The 21,119-nt window shown below is 70.8% G+C and carries 19 protein-coding genes and 1 tRNA gene; 10 read left to right on the top strand and 10 right to left on the bottom strand.

Annotation, left to right across the window (positions count from 1 at the left end):
• Positions 1-261 precede the first annotated feature (261 nt).
• The gene (locus RGQ06_RS04570) at positions 262-3,564 is read right to left on the bottom strand and encodes a P-loop NTPase fold protein (RefSeq protein ID WP_432430610.1); all 3,303 of its coding nucleotides are present in this window, start codon (positions 3,562-3,564) and stop codon (positions 262-264) included.
• A gap of 194 nt (positions 3,565-3,758) precedes the next feature.
• Positions 3,759-4,235 (bottom strand): helix-turn-helix domain-containing protein, encoded by a 477-nt coding sequence (locus RGQ06_RS04565; protein ID WP_432430611.1) that lies wholly within the window; start codon positions 4,233-4,235, stop codon positions 3,759-3,761.
• Positions 4,236-4,490: 255 nt separating this feature from the next.
• On the opposite strand from RGQ06_RS04565, the gene RGQ06_RS04560 reads away from it, so the two are divergent.
• Positions 4,491-5,705: an IS110 family transposase gene (locus tag RGQ06_RS04560; RefSeq protein ID WP_432430659.1), complete on the top strand. Its 1,215-nt coding sequence runs from the start codon at positions 4,491-4,493 to the stop codon at positions 5,703-5,705.
• Between the two features lie 206 nt (positions 5,706-5,911).
• Here the strand turns inward: RGQ06_RS04560 and RGQ06_RS04555 are convergent, their stop codons facing one another.
• From RGQ06_RS04555 to RGQ06_RS04540, 4 genes are all read right to left on the bottom strand, one after another.
• Positions 5,912-7,072, bottom strand: a complete 1,161-nt coding sequence (locus RGQ06_RS04555) for a tyrosine-type recombinase/integrase (protein ID WP_432429070.1) — start codon at positions 7,070-7,072, stop codon at positions 5,912-5,914.
• 111 nt (positions 7,073-7,183) lie between these two features.
• Positions 7,184-7,257 (bottom strand) — tRNA-Arg (locus tag RGQ06_RS04550).
• 60 nt (positions 7,258-7,317) lie between these two features.
• On the bottom strand, positions 7,318-7,719 hold the full coding sequence (locus RGQ06_RS04545) for a cytidine deaminase (protein ID WP_432429071.1): 402 nt from the start codon (positions 7,717-7,719) through the stop codon (positions 7,318-7,320).
• A gap of 14 nt (positions 7,720-7,733) precedes the next feature.
• Positions 7,734-8,168 carry a nitroreductase family deazaflavin-dependent oxidoreductase gene (locus RGQ06_RS04540; RefSeq protein WP_432429072.1) on the bottom strand — a complete coding sequence of 145 codons (435 nt, stop codon included), beginning with the start codon at positions 8,166-8,168 and terminating at the stop codon, positions 7,734-7,736.
• 112 nt (positions 8,169-8,280) lie between these two features.
• Here RGQ06_RS04540 and ald point away from each other — a divergent pair, with 112 nt between their 5' ends.
• Positions 8,281-9,399 carry an alanine dehydrogenase gene (gene ald, locus RGQ06_RS04535; protein WP_432429073.1) on the top strand — a complete coding sequence of 373 codons (1,119 nt, stop codon included), beginning with the start codon at positions 8,281-8,283 and terminating at the stop codon, positions 9,397-9,399.
• A gap of 7 nt (positions 9,400-9,406) precedes the next feature.
• Here the strand turns inward: ald and RGQ06_RS04530 are convergent, their stop codons facing one another.
• Positions 9,407-10,636, bottom strand: a complete 1,230-nt coding sequence (locus RGQ06_RS04530; RefSeq protein WP_432429074.1) for an MFS transporter — start codon at positions 10,634-10,636, stop codon at positions 9,407-9,409.
• A gap of 38 nt (positions 10,637-10,674) precedes the next feature.
• On the opposite strand from RGQ06_RS04530, the gene RGQ06_RS04525 reads away from it, so the two are divergent.
• The 3 genes from RGQ06_RS04525 to RGQ06_RS04515 are packed head-to-tail and all read left to right on the top strand — an operon-like array spanning position 10,675 to position 12,911.
• Entirely contained in the window at positions 10,675-11,505 is an 831-nt protein-coding gene (locus tag RGQ06_RS04525) for an acyl-CoA thioesterase (protein ID WP_432429075.1), read from the top strand.
• Positions 11,505-12,266 carry a 5-formyltetrahydrofolate cyclo-ligase gene (locus tag RGQ06_RS04520; RefSeq protein ID WP_432429076.1) on the top strand — a complete coding sequence of 254 codons (762 nt, stop codon included), beginning with the start codon at positions 11,505-11,507 and terminating at the stop codon, positions 12,264-12,266. The genes RGQ06_RS04525 and RGQ06_RS04520 overlap by 1 nt, the downstream gene beginning before the upstream one ends.
• A 54-nt stretch (positions 12,267-12,320) precedes the next feature.
• The gene (locus RGQ06_RS04515) at positions 12,321-12,911 is read left to right on the top strand and encodes a PQ-loop domain-containing transporter (RefSeq protein ID WP_432429077.1); all 591 of its coding nucleotides are present in this window, start codon (positions 12,321-12,323) and stop codon (positions 12,909-12,911) included.
• Positions 12,912-12,944: 33 nt separating this feature from the next.
• Here the strand turns inward: RGQ06_RS04515 and RGQ06_RS04510 are convergent, their stop codons facing one another.
• Positions 12,945-14,051 (bottom strand): class I SAM-dependent methyltransferase, encoded by a 1,107-nt coding sequence (locus RGQ06_RS04510; RefSeq protein WP_432429078.1) that lies wholly within the window; start codon positions 14,049-14,051, stop codon positions 12,945-12,947.
• Between the two features lie 129 nt (positions 14,052-14,180).
• Between RGQ06_RS04510 and RGQ06_RS04505 the strand changes: the two genes are divergently transcribed.
• Together RGQ06_RS04505 and RGQ06_RS04500 are read left to right on the top strand one after the other, a co-directional pair.
• The gene (locus RGQ06_RS04505; protein WP_432429079.1) at positions 14,181-17,036 is read left to right on the top strand and encodes a BTAD domain-containing putative transcriptional regulator; all 2,856 of its coding nucleotides are present in this window, start codon (positions 14,181-14,183) and stop codon (positions 17,034-17,036) included.
• A gap of 10 nt (positions 17,037-17,046) precedes the next feature.
• Positions 17,047-17,403: a helix-turn-helix domain-containing protein gene (locus RGQ06_RS04500; RefSeq protein WP_432429080.1), complete on the top strand. Its 357-nt coding sequence runs from the start codon at positions 17,047-17,049 to the stop codon at positions 17,401-17,403.
• Here the strand turns inward: RGQ06_RS04500 and RGQ06_RS04495 are convergent.
• Positions 17,353-17,988, bottom strand: a complete 636-nt coding sequence (locus RGQ06_RS04495; protein ID WP_432429081.1) for a ClpP family protease — start codon at positions 17,986-17,988, stop codon at positions 17,353-17,355. The two genes, RGQ06_RS04500 and RGQ06_RS04495, sit on opposite strands and share 51 nt — an antisense overlap.
• The gene (locus RGQ06_RS04490) at positions 17,985-18,593 is read right to left on the bottom strand and encodes a ClpP family protease (protein WP_432429082.1); all 609 of its coding nucleotides are present in this window, start codon (positions 18,591-18,593) and stop codon (positions 17,985-17,987) included. The genes RGQ06_RS04495 and RGQ06_RS04490 overlap by 4 nt, the downstream gene beginning before the upstream one ends.
• 119 nt (positions 18,594-18,712) lie before the next feature.
• Here RGQ06_RS04490 and RGQ06_RS04485 point away from each other — a divergent pair, with 119 nt between their 5' ends.
• Genes RGQ06_RS04485 through RGQ06_RS04475 form a run of 3 tightly spaced genes read left to right on the top strand, consistent with a single transcriptional unit; the run spans position 18,713 to position 21,119 of the window.
• The gene (locus RGQ06_RS04485) at positions 18,713-20,098 is read left to right on the top strand and encodes an MFS transporter (protein ID WP_432429083.1); all 1,386 of its coding nucleotides are present in this window, start codon (positions 18,713-18,715) and stop codon (positions 20,096-20,098) included.
• Positions 20,095-20,808 (top strand): AzlC family ABC transporter permease, encoded by a 714-nt coding sequence (locus tag RGQ06_RS04480; protein WP_432429084.1) that lies wholly within the window; start codon positions 20,095-20,097, stop codon positions 20,806-20,808. The genes RGQ06_RS04485 and RGQ06_RS04480 overlap by 4 nt, the downstream gene beginning before the upstream one ends.
• Positions 20,805-21,119, top strand: coding sequence for an AzlD domain-containing protein (locus tag RGQ06_RS04475; RefSeq protein ID WP_432429085.1), 315 nt, complete (start codon positions 20,805-20,807; stop codon positions 21,117-21,119). The genes RGQ06_RS04480 and RGQ06_RS04475 overlap by 4 nt, the downstream gene beginning before the upstream one ends.

Raw genomic sequence — 21,119 nt, 5'->3', positions numbered from 1 at the left:
CGTGCTCGAGTACCCAACGCCGGATCTCTCGCACCGAGCGATGTCTTACTTAGCGTTGCGTGAGCGTCGATAGGTGCGCTGGGAATCTGGAGCGAGAACCAAACCGGACGCTGATGCCGCTCGATCGCCGGCTAACGGTGGGCGGCCAGCTTGGCGGTGGGGGCGGGTGGGGCTGAGCTGACAGTGGCATCGAATCTAGAGAGCTCGCTGGTCCGAGCCGAGAGCCGAACGGAGCCGGCTGCTTGTGATGAGATCGCGCGCTCAGTTCTCGACCGTCAGTCCCAACGCTGCGGCGAGTGCAAGTAGCGCTTCCACCACTTCGCCATCTTCGTCCTCGTCGATGTCTGAGGTGGCGTGCTCGACGTGCGCTCGCAGTGACGAGACCTTTTCTTCTGGCTGCAGATCGGTGAGGATCGACGGCACAGAGCGGAGCAGTGCAGCCGCCCACAACATGCCGGGGGCGTTTCGGCTCTCCACGGCATTTCGCACTACACCGGAGAGCAATTGATCGTGGCGATGAACCTGCGCTGCGTCAGCGAGAACTGACCCCCAGGCCTGAAAGAAGCCTTCAGGAACCCGATGATCGTTGGGCAAGCGATAGAGGGAAGTGCACAGGCCGTTCGCAAGGTCGTTCCTGAGGTCGTCCGACTCAAGCGACTCCGCCAGGCTTGACCACGCGGCGGGGTCCTCGAGCGTCGAGTCGCCCGACGCGAGGAGCTCCCCATGGCGAAGCAGCGCCTTCTCGAACGCGACGCCGAGCAGGACCGGCGAGCCTTGCTCCGCAAGGAACCGAAGCAGGCGGACGCTGGGCGTTTGCGCATCAAGTTCGTCCATCCACTCGTCCTCAGAGCGGTGCGCAAGACGTTCAGCAAGCACCCCCTGGACATCACGAGCAGCCTCGGAGGAGACGCCCTGTGCGGTCCGGGCAACATCGAGTTCCAGGTCACCGGTGTCGTCCTCAGGTGCCGTCGCCAGAAGCCGTTCCACTGACCCGGCGACGATGTGGTGGGCGAGGACCTCGCCGTAGCGGTCGTCCGACAGAAGGTTCCGCCATTCCCTCCAGTGCGGAGCGAAGGTTGCGATCGTTTGCAGCTTGCCGTTCTGTGCGGCCACATCGGATGCTGCCTTGCACCACTCAACCGTGGACGACTGCCCTGCATGGATGGCCACGATCAACGATGGAGCCCGATCAGCGGCGAGTTCCGCAAGGTGTTGAGACCCAGGATCTTCCGTGTCGTCGGTCAACCATCCCCGGACTCGTGCAAGGCCACCCGTTGAATCTCCGATGACAGGAACATCAGGCAGCGTCGGTGCATTCGCCAAGTGGAGGAACCCCAACTCGGATGCGCGGCGATGGTCACCTATCTCGGCGAACCTCTCAACCAGATTCGCCAGGTGGCCTTCGTTCGCAGCGGCCTTCAAGGTCTCACTGGTCGAGTCTTCCGCCGTGAGCGACAACACGAGGTCAACCACGGCGGCGGTCGACTCATCAGCGGCACGGCTCTCGTCGCTCAAGTAGGTGACGAACTCCTTCAGCAGTCGGACACGAAGTGGCGGCGTGCCTGACGCTTGCATCGCTCGGAGCGTTTCCGGGTTACGCAGCTCGTCCGCTGGTGAGCCAGCCCATTCAGCGACCACTTGCTCCAGATCTGGGCGGTTCACGGAGCTGACGAGTGAATGAAGGGTCTTCGGTCGAGTGACGATCTGACGCGCATGCGCGCAGGCCACCACAAACGACGAGGCGTCGCCGGGCAGCACGACGCTGAGGTCCCAATCGTCGTCTTCCGGCGACAGGGCTTCAATGAACGCAACGACGCCCTCAACCCGGCCTTTCAAGGCATCGTCCAGCAGCTCCGCATCGGAGTCCCGTTGGGACACGGCGTCCGCGAACTGTTGCGCACCGCCGGCATCCTTGACACCAGCGGCTAGGAGCAGCTCTGCAAGCCCAAGACCTGCCTCTGTCGTCCGGACGTGCAACTCGCTGGCGGTCTTGGCTGCGTAGAGGAGGTTCGGAAGCACTGAGCCGCGGAGGGACGACAGAAGGTGCGCAGAGTGCAGCGCGTACCCGGCCATGCCGAGTCCGTGACCGCCATGCTCTTGAAGTTCCGAAGTCGCCAGCTGCTCAAGGACGGATTCGAATCCAGGGTTGGTGGCGAGTTGCTGAAGTGCCTGACCGTCTCCGTCATGCAGCGCAACCAGCAGAGGCGCAGCGAGCAGCAGTTGCTGCCCAGTTACAACGTCGGTGTTGAAGTGAAGCGCAGCAAGGGAACCTCGAACCTCCGACGACGACACTCGCTCGAGTTCTGGCTCCGGCACCGTGGCCGCCAGAAGCCCCTCTGCAACCTCCACGTCACGCATCCGAAGCGCGGTGTACGTAGCGATGTCCGGCAGCGGCAGGTCAGGCCGCTGGCGGAGGATCGCCCCGAAATCGTTAACGAACTGGAGGAGTTGTCGAGGCGTCGGCTGACTTCGCGAGCCGACCCCGACGGCGAACACGGTCGCGAGTTCCGCCGTTTCGTCCCCGTTCAAGGTCGGGACTGCACGATGAAGTAGGACCCGCAGATGCTCACGCCATGTGGAGTGCACTAACGGCGGTGCGTCGAACCGGACCTGCCGAACCTTGGCGAGGAACTCAGATCCGCGATCGGGCCCTGGGTCGTCACCGTCCCGCCTCCATAGCGATCGGAATCCAACCGGATCGTATGGAAGCAGTACCCAGAGACGCTCACGCCATGCGGGCTCTTCAGGAAGAGACGTAAACGCCTGCAGTGTCGCAAGTACCTGCAATGCCTCTGCGGCAGGGACTCGGTCGATGTTGTCGAGCACGATCACAAGACGCCGATTCGGGTCGCCCAAGGCGTCGTCAAGAAGCTTGCGGAAGGAATTCTGGAACTCAACGGAGGTTGGATCCGGGGTCTCGATGGTGTCCGACCGCTGATGGACAACCTCGGCGCTGGAGAACAGGTCGAACGGCTCTGCGTCCTGACCTTTGTTAACCCGACGCCAAGTCACCACACCGATGGCAACAAGAAGCGGAGCGGCGATTAGAACGAGCGACGCTACGACCATCCAAGGGTCCACATCCTCCGCTCCGAGTGCCCGTCCCAGGACTGCCGAGCCGATAGGCGTAAGCAGGGCGGAGGCGGCAAGTAGCTGGCCGTTGCGAGTCAGATTCTGAGTTGACGTCTGCTCGCTCGAACGCTGGCGACGAGCCAAACGTTCGATTTCGCTGTCCCAGGTGTTGTCGACCCAGCCCCGTTCCTGGAGACGTCCCACGAGCGACTCAAGGAAGGAGCGACGGAGCGGATCTCCCTCATGTGACCACGCATCGAACACAAAGGCCGTGACATGGTCCGGGTGCTGGTTGCAGACCTGCCGAACGATGGTCGACTTCCCCGACCCCCATCGACCTTCGAGACCGATCGTCAGCCCGCCGGCGTCCTGAACCACGACGTCTGCGATGGCCTTGGCGACCTTTGCATGCCCGCCGACGGGATCGGTGACGTCCGGCGCATCCTGTAGCACGTGTACAACATGTGCCACGTCGGTGCGTTCTTCGCTCACCTCGCCTCCTGTCTGGGCTGGAGCAACCCGTCCGCCGGCCCCACGAGGCAAGCGTGCCACGCCGGGGCAGCCTCATGGCCCATGTGCTCCCCTTCTCCAACCCCCCTTCGGCGAGTGCCCGTTTAGTTCGCACGGCTCACGCCTCAAGTCCAGATGGGCGGAGAGACCGTCCAAGAGAGTGGGCCCCAGGTGTTTCAGGGCCGGGCCGGTCTCATATCCTTCACGGCTGTGGCGAGCCCGACCTGGCCGCCGTGACGATGCCTCTCGATTCTGTCCAAGACATCGTCGGCCGTGGGGCTGCGAGCCAGGTGCTCGAGCTCTGTCTGCAGGAACTGCTGGAGCGACTGCCCGCGCCGTCGAGCGCGGCGCGTCAGCTCGGCGTGGACGCCCGCGGGGATGTCTTCGATGAGCACGTCGGGCACGAGTCGATCACGAAGGCCGGCCTGGCTATGGGCAACCTCGCCCCGCCTTCCCAGAGCCAGCCAGACGTCGGGGACGGTGATGCCGAGCCGTTCGGCGACGGCAGCGACCGGGACGACGACTCGTCGTCGCAGCTGCACGGACTCGAGCTCGCCGGTGCGGACGAGCTCGTAGGCGGTTGAGCGGCTGACGCCGAGGAGGTTGCCGGCCTCGGTGACGTTGAGGACGAGGGGTCGGGTGGTGGTGGTCATGCCCTACTAATGGGTTCGGGAGAGCACGGTTCCTCGGTGTGGGGCAGGCTCTTCGCTGAGCCCTCGGCAGGTCAGCACTGTGTCTGACCGGACTGGTTCAAGGAGGAGTTCTAGGCCTAGATCGTGCGCCTGCCGAGCGGCGAGGACGACCTCCAATGGCTGGTGGGATGACGTGCCGACTCGAGCACTGATCCATTAGTTCGCCGCTGGTCTCCTCCGGCTCGACTCGATCAACTGCCAGCGAGGAGGAAGCGGATGGAAGTGTTCGTCGGCCACGACTGGGCCGAGATCCACCACGACGTCTACATCGAAGCCGCCGATGGCCAGCGGCTCGGCCGGGCACGGCTCAGCGACGGGGTCGATGGCATCGCCCGGTTGCATGAGCTGTTGGCCGACACCGGCGTCGAGCCTGATGAGGTGGTCGTGGCCACCGAGACCGACCGTGGCTTGTTCGTCGGGGCCATGGTCGCCGCCGGCTATCAGGTGTACGCGGTCAACCCGCTATCGGTGTCGCGCTATCGGGAGCGGCACTCGACATCGGGCGCCAAGTCCGACCCTGGCGACGCCTATCTGCTGGCCGAGATCGCCCGGCTCGACCGGCACAACCACCGCCAGATCGCGGGTGACACCGAACTGGCCGACGCGATCAAGGTTCTCGCCCGGGCACATCAGTCCTTGATCTGGAACCGGCAACGCCAGGTCAACCAGCTCCGCTCGACGCTGCGCGAGTTCTACCCGGCTGCCCTGGACGCGTTCGACAAGCTCCACCATCCCGACGCCCTCGCCGTGCTCACCATTGCACCGACACCAACATTGGGACGGAGCCTGTCCCGATCGAAGATCGCTGCTGCGCTGCGACGAGCAGGCCGCCAGAAACGAGCCGACGATCGCGCCGTCGAGATCCAGACGGCGCTGCGCAGTGAACACCTCGAGGCCCCCGAGCTCGTCGCCGACGCCATGGGAGCCAGCGTTGCCGCGCACGTCGCAGTGATCGGCGAGCTCGTCGCCCAGATCGCCCGGCTCGAGGAACAGCTGGCCGACCGTTTTGACCAGCACCCGGACGCCAAGCTCATCCGCTCCCTGCCAGGACTGGGGATGGTGCTCGGAGCCCGGGTGCTCGCCGAGTTCGGGGATGACCCGAACCGCTACGTGGATGCCAAGTCTCGCAAGAACTACGCCGGCACGTCACCCATCACCCGTGCCTCGGGACGCCACCGCGTCGTGCTCGCCCGCTACGCCCGCAACAAGCACCTCGCCGATGCCTGCTACCAGTGGGCCTTCGCCAGCATGCTCGCCAGCCCAGGCGCCCGCGCCTTCTACGACGCCCGACGAGCACGAGGCGACACCCACAACCGCGCCATCCGTGCACTCGCCAACCGCTGGGTCGGCATCCTGCACGGCTGCCTCCGCCACGACACCCTCTACGACGAACACCAAGCATGGAGCCACCGCCACGACCTCGCCGCTTGACACACCCGAACGTGGGATATCTAGGCCTTTTCCGAGGGCAGAACCTCACGCTGTCGCCGAAGATTTTCCGCCGAGTCCGACGCCGGCACGGTGCGTGATCGGGTCAGTGAGGCGCAGCTTTCCCGGAGGGAAAGCTGCAAGGGTGTGTTTGCTGGAGGGGTGCTCGGGGAGGACGGGGGTCGCCGGGTTCGGGTAAGTCGGGTGCGCTACGTGGCGTGGCGACGGGGGTCGCCGATGAGGCGGGAGATGGTCTCGGCGGCGAGGGCATCGGTGGCGGGCAGCGTGTGGCTGTAGATGTTCAGGGTTGTGGCCTTGTCGCGATGGCCGAGCCGGGCGCTGATCGTCGCCACCGGCGTGCCGGACTGGCCGAGCTCTGTCGCTGTGAAGTGGCGCAGATCGTGGAGGCGGACCGACTCGAGGCCGAGCGTGGCCCGCAGCCGGCCGAAGCGGTTGGTGCACACGTCGGGTCGCCACGGCGTGGCGAAGTCGGGCTCCTCGCTGAACAGGAACGCCTCGTCGTCGAGGCGCACGCCGACCCGGAGCGCGAGCTCTCGGCAGCGCAGCTGGTGCTGGCGGAGCAGCTCGAGCGTCGACGCGTCGATCGCCACCCGTCGGGACTGGTGGGTCTTGGTGGCCTTCTCGACGATGTTCCGGCCGACGTGGGCGATGTTGCGACGGATCAGCAGCTCGCCGGTGTCCCACGAGACGCTCCTCCAGCGGAGCGCGCAGCCCTCGCCCCGCCGGCAGCCGGTGGTGGCGAGCAGCCAGAGGTAGACGCCGAAGTCGGGCTCCTCGTCGAAGGCGCCGGCGAGCAGGTCGCGCACCTGGACGACCGAGGGCGGAGACACCTCGGAGTGGCCGGCCGACGGGGGAGTGGCGTCCCGCGCCGGGTTCCGAGCGATGACGCCCCACTTGCGGGCCTGGTCGAGTGACTGGCGCATCACCGTGTGGCAGATGCGGACCGTACGGCCCGACAGCGGGCGACTCTCAACACCACCGGACAGACGGAGCTGGGCGTAGAACTCGTCCAGCTCCATGGTCCGGATGCTCGCCACCTTCCGGTCGCCGAACGCCGGCACGACGTACTGGCGAGCGATCCACTCGTAGTTCGACACGGTCGACGGCTCGACCGTCGTCGCCTTGAGCTTCAGCCACCGGTCCAGCAGCTCGGCCATCGTCATCGGTGCCGAGGGGGTCCAGCGACCCTCGCCGGCCTCGACGACCAGGCGGGCCAGCTCCTGGTCGGCCTCCCGCCGGGTGCCCCGGACGGTGCGCTCGAGGTAGCGCTTCTTCCCGTCGGCCGATCGGCCGAGGAAGACCTTGAGGCGCCAGGAGTCGGCGCCTCGCTGCTGCAGGTGACCTCGCATCGTTCTCGCTCCTCCGTGCAAGGACCGCCGGCGGATTGCCAACGGATTGCCAAGAGGGGAACGGTGCGCTGTCCAGACCAGGTCCCGTACCCGATGACCTGGTCTTTTGAGTGCGCCCGGAGGAACTCGAATCCCCAACCTTCTGATCCGTAGTCAGATGCTCTATCCAATTGAGCTACGGGCGCAGGGTGAACCAGCGTAGCCGACCTCGTCGGATCGCAACCAAGCGTGGATCCGGGCAGGTTTCAGCGGCTCGGCTTGTGCGGCCCGGCGGGGAGCAGGGTGGCCACGTCGCTCGTCTCCGAGGTCCCGTCCGGGTCGGCGACCACGATGCGCAGCCCGGGTCCGCCGAGCTCGAGGGCCACCTGCAGGCACGCACCGCACGGGTGCGTGAGCTTGCCGTCGGTCCGCGGCGCCACCAGGGCGAGCGCGACGGGGGTGCCGGCGTCGGTGGCGACGGTGGAGAACAGCGCGACCCGCTCGGCGCACATGGCGAGTCCGAGGGAGACGTTCTCGACCACGGCCCCGAGGAGGACCTCGCCGGTGTCGGTGAGCACGGCCGCGCCCATGGCGAAGCCGGAGTACGGCACGTGCGAGCGCGACCGGGCGCCGGCCGCTGCGGAGATGAGATCGGCGTCGTCGGCCACGGCGATTCCCTCGGTCACTTCGGCGTGCAGATGATGACCGGGATCTCCCGGTCGGTGCGCTGCTCGTACCCGGCGTAGCCCTTGTAGCTCTGGACGATGCGGGGCCACAGCGCAGCGCGCTCGTCGCCGGTGGCCTCGCGGGCCACCGCGTCGAACGTGCGGCCGCCCATCGTGATCGTCACCTCCGGGTCGGCCTTCAGGTTGAGGTACCACGCCGGATGGCGGTCGTCGCCGCCCTTCGACGCGACGAGGACGATGTCGCCGTCCTCCTGGATCGGGGCGGTGAGCATCGAGGACCGGCGCTGCCCCGACTTCCGTCCCGTCGTCTCCAGGATGAGGGCCGGCATCCCCGCCACCGTGCCGCCCAACCGCCCCTTGGTCGCCTCGAACAGGTTGCGGTGCACCACGTTCGCGATCTTGAAGCCGGCGTCGATCAGGGCGTTCTTCACGACCGCAGCGTAGGTGCCCCCGCCGGTGGGGCCGGGCGGGACCCGTCGAGCTCCGTCATGCAGCGGCCTGTCGGCACCCGTACCGTGTCGAAGACCACCAAGGGGGCAGTGCATGAGGGTCGGGACACCCACGGAGACCAAGACAGCCGAGCGACGGGTCGGGCTGACGCCAGTGAGCGTCCGTGAGCTGGCCGCCCACGGCCACGAGGTGCTCGTGCAGTCGGGGGCGGGCGCCGGCATCGGGGCCAGCGACGAGGAGTACGTCGGTGCCGGGGCGACGATCGTCGACACGGCGGCAGAGGTCTTCGAGGCCGAGCTGATCGTGAAGGTCAAGGAACCGCAGGCGCCGGAGCGGGCGATGCTGCGTCGCGACCACATCCTGTTCACCTACCTCCACCTCGCACCGGACCCGGCCCAGACCGACGACCTCGTGGCGAGCGGCGCGGCGTGCATCGCCTACGAGACCGTCACCGACGACCACGGCCACCTGCCGCTGCTGGCCCCGATGTCGAAGGTCGCCGGCCGCATGTCGGTCCAGGCCGGCGCCAACTGGCTCGAGTCCGCCCACGGCGGGGCCGGCATCCTCCTGGGCGGTGTCCCCGGCGTCGCCCCGGCGGAGGTGACGGTCATCGGCGGCGGCGTCGTCGGCGAGAACGCCATCCAGATGGCGGTCGGCCTCGGCGCCAACGTCACGGTGCTCGACAAGGCTCCCGCCGTCCTCGACCGGCTCGACGCCCGCTTCCCGGCGATCACCACCGTGCACTCCACCCGGGCTGCGCTGGAGCACCACGTGGTGGGCAGCGACCTGGTCATCGGCGCGGTGCTGGTGCCGGGCGCGATGGCCCCGAAGCTGGTGACCGCCGAGATGGTGAAGCAGATGCGACCGGGGTCGGTGCTCGTCGACGTGGCCATCGACCAGGGCGGGTGCTTCGAGACGTCGCGCCCCACCACCCACGACGACCCCGCCTACCTCGTCGACGGCGTCGTCCACTACTGCGTGGCCAACATGCCCGGCGCGGTTGCCCGCACCTCGACCCACGCACTCAACAACGTGACGCTGCCCCACGTGCTGGCCCTCGCCGACCTCGGGCTCGAGGGTGCGCTGGCGGCGGATCCGCACCTGCGCCGGGGGCTGAACGTGCTCGACGGCCAGATCACCGAACCGGCCGTCGCCGAGGCGCTGTCGCGTCCCCACGTCCCGGCCGAGAACGCGCTGCGCGCACGCCGCTGACCCGCTGTCAGGCGGCCCCGAGGTCGGCGGGGTCCACCACCTGGCGCGTCGGCAGGCGCGAGGCCAGCAGGACGGTGAGGACCGAGGCGGTGAGGGCGAACACGATCGGCACGATCTGACCGTCGCTGGCGTCGGCCAGGAAGCCGGCGGTGGTCGGCCCGAGCAGGCCGCCGAGGCCGGCGCCGAGGAAGGTGAGGCCGATGGTGCTGCCGAGCCCGACCGTGCCGAACAGCACGGCGGCGACCTCCGGGCCGAGGGCGACGAAGCCGCCATAGGCGATGCCCATGGTGACGGCGAACGCCACGAGCACCGGGTAGGAGCCGTCGGACAGGAGCCACAGCAGGAACGCCACCGGCTGGGCGGCGAGGCATCCCTGCAGCAGCCGCACGGATGACAGCCGTCCGCTCAGCGACGTGATGCCGAGGCGGCCGATGATGCTCGTCGCGCCGATGATGCCGACGAGCAGCGCGGCCCGGTCCGACGCGATGCCCTCCTCGGTGGCGAAGTCGACGATGAACGCGAACGCGATGAACAGCGAGATCGAGAACAGCAGCCCGGTCGCGAACATGATGCGGAAGGCGGGGATGCGCAGGATCGCCTTCATGTGCTCGATGGCCGGCGGCGGCGCCACCAGGCCGGGCGGTCGGGCGATGAGGAGGGCGGCGACGGTGAAGAGGGCGACGTCGACGAGGGCGAGCCGGAGGTAGGCGCTGCGCCAGCCGTTGGCGTCGATGAGGGACTCGGCGAAGGGGACGAGCAGCAGGGTGCCGAGGCCGTTGCCCGACGCGACCAGACCCATGGCCAGCGCCCGCCGGCGGAGGAACCAGCCGCCCGCCGTGGAGTACATCGGTGAGGCGATCATGCCGCCGCCCACGCCGACGCCGATGCCGATGGTCAGGTAGCCGACGTAGATGGAGCCGGCCTGCGAGGTGAGCGCCAGCCCGCTGGCGATGAGGACCCCGCCGCCGACCACCAGTCGGCGGGCACCGACCCGGTCGGCGAGCGGACCCGAGATGATCCCGAGGCCGAAGAACAGCAGCAGGGTGATGCCGAAGACCAGCGCGGTGGGCCCGCGGCCGGAGCCGAAGTCGTCGGCCATGGCATCGGAGAACGGGCCGAAGGTGTACGCCGAGCCGAAGGCGGTGCCCGATGCGATGCCGGCGCCGGCGGCGACCCGCCAGGCCCGCCCGGAGTCGAGGTGCGCGGGCACGTCGGTGGCTGTGGTGGTCCCCGTCACGATGTGCAGTCTGGACGACGGCGCGACACCCTTGCCGGGTGCCCGACGCCCCCGCCTTCCCGACGCTGGCCGAGATCCTGACGCTGGAGCCGGCGCACGACGGGGGTGGCGCACCGGTCGCCGACACCTTCATCGGGCACAGCCCGCAGGAGAAGCGGGCTCGCGTCTTCGGCGGCCAGGTCGTGGCCCAGTCGCTCGTGGCAGCGACGCACACGGCGCCGGACGCGCACCACGTCCACTCGCTGCACGCCTACTTCCTGCGCGGGGGCGACGTCGCCGAACCGATCGCCTACGAGGTCGAGCGCCTCCGCGACGGTCGGTCCTTCACGGCACGACGGGTCACGGCGCGCCAGGGCGGCAAGGCGATCCTGGTGCTGTCGGCGTCGTTCCACGCCGGCGGCCCGAGCGGCGACTACGAGCCGCCCGCCCCGCTCGGCATCCCCGGCCCCGAGCACCTGCCCACGACCCGCTTCGCCAAGCCGGGCGTGCTCGAGACCCGAGACGCCTCCTACGACCAGCCCCGCACTCCCCAGCGCCGACTGTGGTTCCGGGCCGGCTGCGAGCTGGACCCGGCGCTGCACGCCGCCGGGGTCGCCTACGCCACCGACCACGGCCCCTTCGGAGCAGCCCGCCGCATCGTCGACACCGCCGGCGCCGGGCTGTTCGACCAGATGTTCCGGGCCAGCCTCGACCACGCCATCTGGTTCCACCGGCCACCCCGCATCAAGGACTGGGTGCTCTACGACGTCGAGGCCGTCACGCACCGGGACGACCGCATCCTCACGTCGGGCCGGATCCTGGACGGCGACGGCCGCCGCATCGCCACCGTCGCCCAGGAGATCCTGGCCCGCTCGCCCGAGCCCGGCTGATGGCGAGGCGCCACGACCACGACGCCGGCGGGGACGCCGAGGTCCTGGCGCACAAGCGCGCCCTGCGAGAGGCCACGTGGGACCGGATGGTCGCTGCTGGTGTCGGTCGGTTCCCCGCTCCGCACAACCGCATCCCGAACTTCGTCGGCGCCGAGGCCGCCGCGGAGCTGCTCCGCTCGCAGCCGGCCTGGCAGTCGGCCGCGACGGTGAAGTCGAACCCCGACTCCCCGCAGTGGCCGGTGCGCCAGCGGGCGCTGGAGGACGGCAAGGTCGTCTACATGGCCGTCCCCCGCCTGGCCGAGGACGACCCCTTCTTCCTCCTCGACCCCCACGACCTGGCCGACACGCCCCGGAAGGCGTCGAGCATCAAGGGCGCGACCCGCAGCGCCCGCACGGTCACCGTGGCCGAGCTCGAGCCCGTCGACCTCGTCGTGACCGGTTGCGTCGCGGTCGACCGATCGGGTGCCCGGCTCGGCAAGGGCGGCGGGTTCTCCGACCTGGAGTACGCGCTGGCGTGGGAGGCCGGCCTCATCGGGCCGGACACCGTGGTGGTGACCACTGTCCACGACGTGCAGGTGCTGCCCGAGGGCGACATCCCGGTGACCGACCACGACTTCCGGCTCGACCTCGTCGTCACGCCCGACGACGTGATCGAGTGCTCGCCCGGCGAGCGGACCCCGGCTGCGATCCGGTGGGACGAGCTCACCGACGACAAGATCCGATCGATCTCGCTCCTCGCCCGGCTCGCCGCCGAGCAGTAGTCGCCGCTACACCAGCACTGCCAGAACGGGTTGGGGTGCTGCGAGACTGTCCCGATGCTCGAGCAGGCGGTCACCGCCTTCGCCGTCGTGCTGGCGCTGACCCAGCCGGTGCCCCAGATCATCCGCGTGCTGCGCACGCGCTCGGTCGCCGGTGTCTCGGGCGCCACCACGTGGCTCGGCTTCACGATCAACGCCGCATGGGTCGCCTACGGCGTGGCACGGGGCCTGCTCCCCGTCGCCGTCCTGTCCACCGCGTACGTCGTCGGCTACCTCGTCGTCGGCGCGCTGCTCGTGCGGGGCGGCAACCGCAAGGGCATCGGCACCGGCGCCCTCGTGGGTGCCGGCCTGGCCGGGCTCGCCGCGGTCGGGGGCTGGGTCGCCCTCGGCACCGTGCTCGCCCTGGCCGTCGCCGTGCAGTTCCTGCCCCAGGTGGTCGAGGCATGGACGAGCGACGACCTCACCGGCCTCGCCCCCGGCACCTACGTGGTCAGCGGCCTCGACGGCATCGTGTGGGGCGGGTTCGGCCTCCTCGTCAGCGACGGACCCCTCGTCCTCTACGGCGTGATCATGTGCACGGTGGCGGTCGCCGTCCTCGTGCCCCGGGCCCGCTGGGCGGCGCGCCAGCGGGCCCTCGCCACGGCCTGAGCGACCGGGGCGAGTGCACCCGAGGCGCGATCGTCAACGCTCCAGCCGGTAGAAGCGGAAGAAGTCGTGCTCGATCGGCAGGACGTGCACGTCCGAGAAGCCGGCCCGGCGGGCGTAGTCGGTGAAGATGGACGAACGCATAACGGTCCCGGTCCCGGCCGAGTGCTCGTGGGACATGCCGTCGGTGAGGCAGCACGTGAGCGAGTAGCCGTACATCAGCCGCTCGACCTCGTCGCCGGGGGCGTGGAAGGCGTCGGCGACGTTCTCGTCCATGACGACCACGGCGCCGTCATCACCGGCGAGCCGGCGCATGGTGGCCAGCACCGACACGGGGTCGGGGAGGTCGTGGATGCACTCGAAGGCGAACACGGCGTCGTAGGGCTTCGACGGCGCGGACAGGTCCCCGGCGTCGGCGACGTGGAAGCGGACCCGGTCGGCGACACCGGCCGCGGCCGCGTTGCGGCGCGCTGCCTCGATCGAGGGGACGTCGGTGTCGAAGCCGTCGACCGTGATGGTGGGGTAGGTCTTGGCCAGGCCGATGGCCGACCAGCCGTAGCCGGTGCCGATGTCGGCGACGCGCGCGCCGTTGCGCAGGCGCTCGTGGACGTCGCCCGCCTGGGGGAGCAGCTCGACGCCGAGCTGGTGCAGGAAGAGGGGCCGGTTGGCCGCCGCCTGGGCCTCGCGCACCTCGTCGCCCAGCTGGGCCCAGCTGACGCCGCCGCCGTGGCGGAACGTGTCGGCGATGGCGTCGAGGTGGTGGCCGACGGCCGCGACGAGCCGGGCGACGGGGGCGATGAAGGCGAGGCTGTCCTGGTCGGTGAGGACCTCGGCGTGCGCCGCCGGCAGCGAGAACCGTCGCTCCTCCGGGGCGCCGGTGTCGTCGTCCACGGTCACGTAGCCGCAGACCGCCTGGTGCTCGAGCCACTCCCGGGCGTAGCGCTCGTTGCTGCCGGTGGCCTCGGCCAGCTGCGTCGACGTCATGGGTCCGTGTTCGGCCAGGGCTGCGTACCAGCCCAGTCGGTTCCCGAGGTAGACGGCCTGCACCTCCTGGGCGCCGAGCACGGCGCCGAAGAGGCGCTCGACGAAGCCGTCGACGGTCGCTTCGTCGGGGGCGGTGGTGGGGGCGTCGGTGATGGTCATGGTGGTGCTCCTGTCGGTGGTGTCGGGGTCCACCATCCGACGGAGGGGTTGCAGGGCGGTCGCAGCGAGATCGCAGGCCGGGCGACAAACCCATCGACGCCGGAAGGCACGGTCCGTACGCTCGCTCGCGTGCGAGCGCGAGTGCAGGTCCTCGGAGCGGTCGCCGTGATCGTCGACGACGAGACCAGGGCGATCTCGAGCCCCAGCCAGCGTGTCGTCCTGTCCGTCCTCGCCGCTCGAGCCGAACGAGACGTCCCCACCGACCTCCTCGTCGACGCGCTCTGGCCCGAGGGGCCGCCCCGCACGGCGGTGAGCTCGCTGCGGACCTACGTGTCGAGGCTGCGGGGGCTGCTCGGGGACGCCCTGGTCGGGACGCCCGGCAGCTACCGGTTGGCGCTCGAGGGGGTGGCGCTCGATCTGGCGGACTTCGAGCTGCTCCTCGACGATGCCGCGACAGCGGCTCCCGGTGCGGCGCTCGATCTCATCGACGAGGCCCTGGCCATGTGGCGAGGACCGCCGTTCGGCGACGTGGGCGACGTCGAGCCGGTCCGGCCCGTCACGGCGCGGCTGGAGGAGCGGTGGGTGACGGCGCGCGAGGACCGGGCGGCCGCGCTGCTGGCGTGCGGTCGGGCGGCGGATGCGGTCGCGACGGCGGAGGAGCTGGTCGCCGACCACCCGCTGCGGGAGCGCACGTGGGCCGTGCTCGTCGAGGCGCTGACCGCCACGGGCCGCTCGACCGAGGCGCTGCGCGCCTACCACCGGGCGGTGGAGGCGCTGGCCGAGGCCGGCCTCGAGCCGGCGTCCGAGCTCCGTCGGGCCGAGGCGGTGGCGCTCGAGGGTGAGGTCGCGGCACCGGCCCGGCGCCGCGTGGTGCTGCCGGCCTCGTCGTTCGTGGGGCGCGACCGGGACCGCGAGGAGCTGGCCCGGCTGTCGGCGGCCTGGCCGCTCGTCACGCTCACCGGGCCGGGCGGTGTCGGCAAGACCCGCCTCGCCCGCACCGTCGCCGCCGACATCGAGCACCGCTTCTCGGCCGGTGTCCGCTCGATCGAGCTCGCCGGCGTGGACGACGGTGGCCAGGTCGCTGCCGTGGTCGCCGACGGGCTGGGGCTCGTCGTCGGCGCCGAGGGCCCGCTCTCGGCCCTGGATGCGGTGGGGGACCTCGACGTGCTGGTGCTCATCGACAACTGCGAGCACGTCGTCGGCGCGGTCGCGGACCTGGTCGGCCGGCTCGCTGCCGGTGGGCGGCGGCTGCGCGTCATCGCCACGAGCCGGGAGCCGCTCGCGGTCGACGGCGAGCAGCTGTGGCCGGTCGACCCGCTCCCCGTGACGGGCCCGTCCGGCGGCGTGCAGCTGTTCGTCGACCGGGTTCGGGCCGCCCGACCCGACTTCGCGACGGACGAGGAGGCGCTCGGCCTGATCGCCGGGATCGTCAGGCAGCTCGACGGTCTCCCGCTCGCGATCGAGATGGCGGCGGCCGCCGCCGGCACGATGCCGCTGGCGATGCTCCACGACCGACTGGAGGGCGAGCTCGAGCTGCCCCCGCTCAAGCGGCGCGACCTGGACGAGCGGCAGCGGACGTTGAAGGCGCTGCTCGACTGGTCGCTGCGACTGCTCGACGACGAGGGCCGTGCGATGTTCGGCTCCCTGTCGGTGTTCGCCGGCCCGGTCACCGCGGGCGACATCGCCCACGTGTCGGGCGTCGCGTCGCCCTTCGAGGTCCTCTGCCGCCTGGTCGACCTCTCCCTCCTCCAGGTGGACGTGACGGGGGAGGAGCCGCACTTCCGCATGCTGCGCACCGTCCGCCAGCGCGCCTGCGACGCCGCCGGCGCCGACCTCGAGGTGCTCCGGACCCGACACGCTGCCTGGCTCCTCGATGCCGTGACCGACGCCGATCGCCGGCTCCGCGGTCCGGACGAGCGCCGGGCCCACGATCGCCTCGAGCGCCTCCTCGACGATGCCCGCACCGCCGTGGCCTGGGCGCGCGAGCACGACCAGGTCTGCGCCGTGGGGCTCGTGGGTCGGCTCTTCCTGTACGCCCAGTCCCGCCTGCGGGACGAGGTGCTCGGCTGGGCGGCCGAGGTCGTGGAGCACGCGCCGGGGTCGCTGTCGGGCACCGACGGTGAGCTCGCGCTCGCCGCCGCCGCCCAGCGGGCGATCAACGGCGGCGACCTGGAGCGGGCCCGCCGGCTCATCGACCGGGCCGTCGACCTGAACGACTCGACCGCCGACCCGCTCGTGTACGAGCTGCTCTCCGACGTCCTCCTCTTCGGCGGCGACACCGCACCGGCACGTGAGGCGGCGCGCATCGGGCTGGCTACGGCGTCGGCCGCCGGCGACGCGCACGGCGTCGTCGCGTGCCTCACCGGCGTGGTGCTGGCCGATGCCTATGCCGGTGAGCACCAGGCGGCGGCTCGCGCCATGGCGGAGTTCGCCGAGCCACCGGAGCTGGCGCCCTCCGATCGGGCCTGGCTCCACTACGTCGAAGGCGAGCGGTTGCTCGACCTCGACCCCGAGCCGGCCCTCGCCGCGCTCCACCGGGCCATCGCCGCCGCCGACGACGTCGGCAACGCCTACATCGCCGCCGTGGCCCGGGTCTCGTACGCATCCGTGCTCTCGCGCACCGGCGACCCGTCAGCGGCCCGGGCGCCCTTCGCCGAGCTCATCGCCCACTGGCGCTCCCACGGTGACCGGACCCACCTGCTGACCACGCTGCGGAACCTCGTCACCGTGCTCGACCGGCTCCACATGGCCGAGCGCGCCGCCGAGCTGCTCGGCGCGGTCCTCGACGACGCCGTGGCGCCCAGCTTCGGTGCCGAGCGGGCGATGCTCGAGAACCTGCTCGACCGCCAGGAGCGCACGCTCGGGCCCGCCGAGCTGGCCCGCCGCATGGACGCCGGGCGGGCGCGCTCGATCGACGAGGCCGCCCGGCTGGCGCAGGCGTGGCTGGACGAACCCACGCCGGCACGGGACGGCGGGCGTTGGTAGCGTTTCTCCCATGCCGAGCGAAGAGGGGGCCGACCGGGACGGCTGGGGCGACGTCGTCCCGTTCCCGGGCAAGCACCGCGACGACGAGGTGCGTCGCGACGTCGGGCTGCGAGAGCTGATCGGCGAGATCCTGCGCGAGGAGCGGCATCACCAGGAGCGCACGCTCGCCGATGTCGCCGAGGCCGCCGCGGTCTCGCTGCAGTACCTCTCCGAGGTCGAGCGCGGCCGCAAGGACGTGTCCTCCGAGCTGCTCGGTGCGATGCACGAGGCCCTCGGCCTCGACCTGGCCGACGTCCTCGAGCGGGCGACCCGACGGCTACACGTCCGGTCGCAGGGCGGTGGCGGGCTCCGCATGCTCGCCGCCTGATCCGGGCTCGAGGAGCTCGTCCGCGATGCCGTAGGCGATGGCATCGCGTCCGGTGAGCACCAGCGCCCGGTCGGTGTCGGCGCGGATCTGCTCCACCGGCCGACCGGTGTGCCTGGCCAGCAGCTCCTCGCCCTGGGCGCGGATCCGGGCGATCTCGGCGGCTTCGAGGGCGAGGTCGCTGAGGGAACCACGGCTCCCCTCGGTGTGGGGCTGGTGCAGCACGACCCGTGCGTGGGGGAGGAGCGACCGCTTCCCGGGGGCGCCGGCTGCGAGCAGGATCGCGGAGGTCGCCGTCACCTGACCCACGCACAACGTCGCCACGTCCGGGGCGACGAACTGCATGGTGTCGTAGATCGCCATCACCGCGCTGAACGACCCGCCGGGCGAGTTGAGGTAGAGCTGCATCTCCGCCGTCGAATCGGCCGCCAGGTGCAGCATCTGGGCGATGACGACGTTGGCGACCCCGTCGTCGATCGGCGTGCCGACGAAGACGATCCGCTCCGAGAGGAGCCGGCTGAACACGTCCGACACGCGCTCGCCCTTCGGCGTCGACTCGATGACGCTGGGGATCGTGTAGCTGCTCACGACTGCCTCCCGAGGCCGATGCGCCGGGTCGACGGGGCGGGGATGAGCTCCTCGAGCGAGGTCACGACGTGGTCCACGAAGCCGTACTCCTTCGCCTGCTCCGCATCGAACCACCTGTCGCGCCCCACGTCCCGGACCACCTCGTCCATGGTGCGACCGGTGTGGCGCGAGATGATGCCGCGCATCCGGTCGAGGGTCGCCTGGAGGTTGTCGGCCTGGATCTCGACGTCGGCGGCCGACCCGCCCAGCCCGGCAGATCCCTCGTGCATCACGACCTGCGCGCTCGGCAGGGCGTAGCGCTTCCCGGGGGCGCCGGCGCACAGCAGGATCTGGCCCATGCTGGCGGCGAACCCGACGGCGACGGTCGCGACGTCGTTCGGGATGAGCTGCATCGTGTCGTAGACGGCGAGGCCGGCCATGACCGACCCGCCCGGCGAGTTGATGTGCAGGCAGATGTCGCTGTGGGGGTCGTCCGTGGACAGCATCAGCAGCTGGGCGACGACGCGGTTCGCGCTCTCGTCGTCGACGGATTCACCCAGCACGACGATGCGCCGGTCCAGCAGCCGGTCGAAGACCGTGCCCGGAGAGGTGGAGATCGTTGTCATGGGCCGAGTGTGTCGCCCGGCCGAGCCCGTCGGACCCGGTTCTGCTGCAGGCAGAACGGGCGCGCCACCGCGGGCTGAGCAGTTGTCTCCGTCCGGCGGCGACGTGCACCATGGCCATCGTGGCCGGTCCTCCCCGCACCGTCGACGTCGCCTCGACGACGCCTGCACCGACGCCCGACGGCACCGAGGGCCGCGCGCGCCTCGGCGTCGTCGTGCTGGGTGCCTGGCCGCTGCTGCTCTCGATCCTGCTTCTGATGGTCGGCAGCGGCCTCCAGGGTGCGCTGCTCGGCGTGCGCGCCGAGCGGGCCGCCTTCAATTCCACCGTCACCGGTCTGGTGCTCGGCCTCTACTACCTGGGTTACGTGGCGGGCTCGACGTGGGTGCCGGGGCTCGTCCGCGCCGTCGGCCACATCCGGGTGTTCTCCTCGCTCGCGTCGCTCGCCTCGGCGGCCGTCGTCATCCACGGCGTGTGGGTCTCTCCGCTCCCGTGGATGTTCCTGCGCTTCATCACGGGCGTGTGCGTGGCCGGCCTGTTCATCGTGAGCGAGTCGTGGCTGAACGACGTGTCGACGTCGCGCACCCGGGGCTCGCTGCTCGCCGTCTACAACTCCGTGGTCACGGCCGGCCTCGCCATCGGCAGCCTCCTGCTCAACGTCGCCGACATCGGTGGCTTCGTCCTGTTCGTCATCGGTTCGGTGATGCTCTCGGTCGCCGCGGTGCCCGTCGCGCTGGCGCCGCACGAGGCCCCACCGCCGCGGGAGTACGCGCCCCGGTCGATCCGAGACGTGATCCGGTCCGCGCCGCTCGGCATCACCGGCGCCACCCTCTCGGGCTTCGCCACCGGCGCTGCGCTCGGCTTCGGCGCCGTGTACGCCAGCCGTGCCGGGTTCGGCGTCTCCGGCGCGTCCACGTTCATCGCCGTCCTGCTCGTCGGCGCCGTCGCCGGCCAGTTCCCGCTCGGGCGGTGGTCGGACAGCACCGACCGCCGCTACGTCATGGCGGTCGCCGCGCTGCTCGTCACCGTGGGTTCCGGCATCGGTGTCGGGGCGACGGTGCGGGAGAGCTTCGTCGGGGCCCTGGCCGCGGCGTTCTTCATCGGTGCCGGCTCGTTCTCGCTGTACGGCCTCTCCTTCGCCCACGTCGCCGACTACGTCGACCCGGCGGTGATGCCGGCCACGGGCGCCCGCCTCCTCACCTTCAACGGCCTCGGCGCCGCCGCCGGCCCCTTCGTCGCCTCGGCTGCGATCGGGATGGTCGGGCCCGAGGGGATCTTCCACGTGCTCGGCGCGCTGACCCTGCCCTTCGTCGTCTACGTGCTGTACCGCCTGACCCGCCGGGCCGCGGTGAGCGACGAGCGCCGCGCCCACTACACCCCGCTCGCCACCTCGGCCACGGTCGGTTCCCTCGACGAGCTCACGTCGGAGATCAGCGGCGTCGAGCTGCTGGACGAGCGGACGCCGGACCGCCGGCGCCGCGTCCCCCTGCCCCGCTCGGTCCGGAGGTGACAGCCCGCCGCCAGGCCATGCGCGACGGCATCACAGACGTCGCGCCCATGCTCGTCGGCATCATCCCCTTCGGGCTCGTGGCCGGGGCCGCGCCGATCGCCGCCGGGCTCGACCTCGGCCACGCGGTCGCCATGTCGCTCCTGCTCTTCGCCGGCGCCAGCCAGCTGGCCATGGCCGACGTGCTCGGGAGCGGCGGCGGGGTCGCGGTCGCGGTGGTGACGGCGCTCACCATCAACCTCCGCATGCTGCTGTACTCGGCGTCGCTCGCCCCGACGCTGTCCTCCGAGCGCCTCGGGGCCCGACTGCGGGTCAGCTACCTGCTCGTGGACCAGGCCTACGCGCTCTCGGTCATCCGGTGGGACGGCAACGACGACCGCCGCCAGCGCCTGCCCTACTTCTTCGCCATCGGCATCCTGCTCTGGTCGTCGTGGCAGATCACCACGGTGATCGGAGCGCTGGTGGGCAGCAGCGTGCCCGACGACGTGCCGCTCGACTTCGCCGTCCCGCTCGTGTTCCTGGTGCTGCTCGTGCCCGTGCTCCAGCGGTGGCCGAGCCTGGTCGCGGCGGCGGTCGGCGGCACGACCGCGGTGCTGGCCGCCGAGCTGGGGGCAGCTCGCCTCTCCATCCTCATCGGGGGTGTCGCCGGGATCGTCGCCGGCGCGCTCGCCGAGGGCCACCAGGAGCGCCGTCGCGAGGTGACCCCGCGATGAGCGGCACCTGGGTCGCCATCCTGCTGGCCGGCGCGGGCACGTACGCCATGCGGGCGTCCTTCCTCGCCTTCGCCAACCGGTTCGTGGACCTTCCGCCCCTGGCCCAGCGGGTCCTGCGCCAGATCCCGCCGGCGGTGCTCGCCGCCCTGGTGGTGCCGGCCCTCGTCCGCCCCAGCGGGCAGCTCGACCTGTGGCAGCCCCGGCTCCTCGCCGGCGTGCTCGCCGCGCTCGTGTCGTGGCGGACCCGCAACGTCGGTCTCACCCTGGTCGTGGGGATGGTCGTGCTCGTGGTGGTCGAGCAGCTCACCTGA

Source organism: Salinilacustrithrix flava, from assembly GCF_041228405.1.
GTDB classification, from domain to species: domain Bacteria; phylum Actinomycetota; class Acidimicrobiia; order Acidimicrobiales; family Salinilacustritrichaceae; genus Salinilacustrithrix; species Salinilacustrithrix flava.
Note: the sequence above shows the minus strand (reverse complement) of the source record. Positions and strands in the feature narration are given on the sequence as shown.

What these genes read in the sequence shown, in the direction of transcription:
- RGQ06_RS04565 (WP_432430611.1), bottom strand. Translation starts at nt 4,235, where the DNA reads ATGACCACCACCACCCGACCCCTCGTCCTCAACGTCACCGAGGCCGGC.
- RGQ06_RS04560 (WP_432430659.1), top strand. Translation starts at nt 4,491, where the DNA reads ATGGAAGTGTTCGTCGGCCACGACTGGGCCGAGATCCACCACGACGTC.
- RGQ06_RS04555 (WP_432429070.1), bottom strand. Translation starts at nt 7,072, where the DNA reads ATGCGAGGTCACCTGCAGCAGCGAGGCGCCGACTCCTGGCGCCTCAAG.
- ald (WP_432429073.1), top strand. Translation starts at nt 8,281, where the DNA reads ATGAGGGTCGGGACACCCACGGAGACCAAGACAGCCGAGCGACGGGTC.
- RGQ06_RS04520 (WP_432429076.1), top strand. Translation starts at nt 11,505, where the DNA reads ATGGCGAGGCGCCACGACCACGACGCCGGCGGGGACGCCGAGGTCCTG.
- RGQ06_RS04515 (WP_432429077.1), top strand. Translation starts at nt 12,321, where the DNA reads ATGCTCGAGCAGGCGGTCACCGCCTTCGCCGTCGTGCTGGCGCTGACC.
- RGQ06_RS04510 (WP_432429078.1), bottom strand. Translation starts at nt 14,051, where the DNA reads ATGACCATCACCGACGCCCCCACCACCGCCCCCGACGAAGCGACCGTC.
- RGQ06_RS04500 (WP_432429080.1), top strand. Translation starts at nt 17,047, where the DNA reads ATGCCGAGCGAAGAGGGGGCCGACCGGGACGGCTGGGGCGACGTCGTC.
- RGQ06_RS04490 (WP_432429082.1), bottom strand. Translation starts at nt 18,593, where the DNA reads ATGACAACGATCTCCACCTCTCCGGGCACGGTCTTCGACCGGCTGCTG.
- RGQ06_RS04475 (WP_432429085.1), top strand. Translation starts at nt 20,805, where the DNA reads ATGAGCGGCACCTGGGTCGCCATCCTGCTGGCCGGCGCGGGCACGTAC.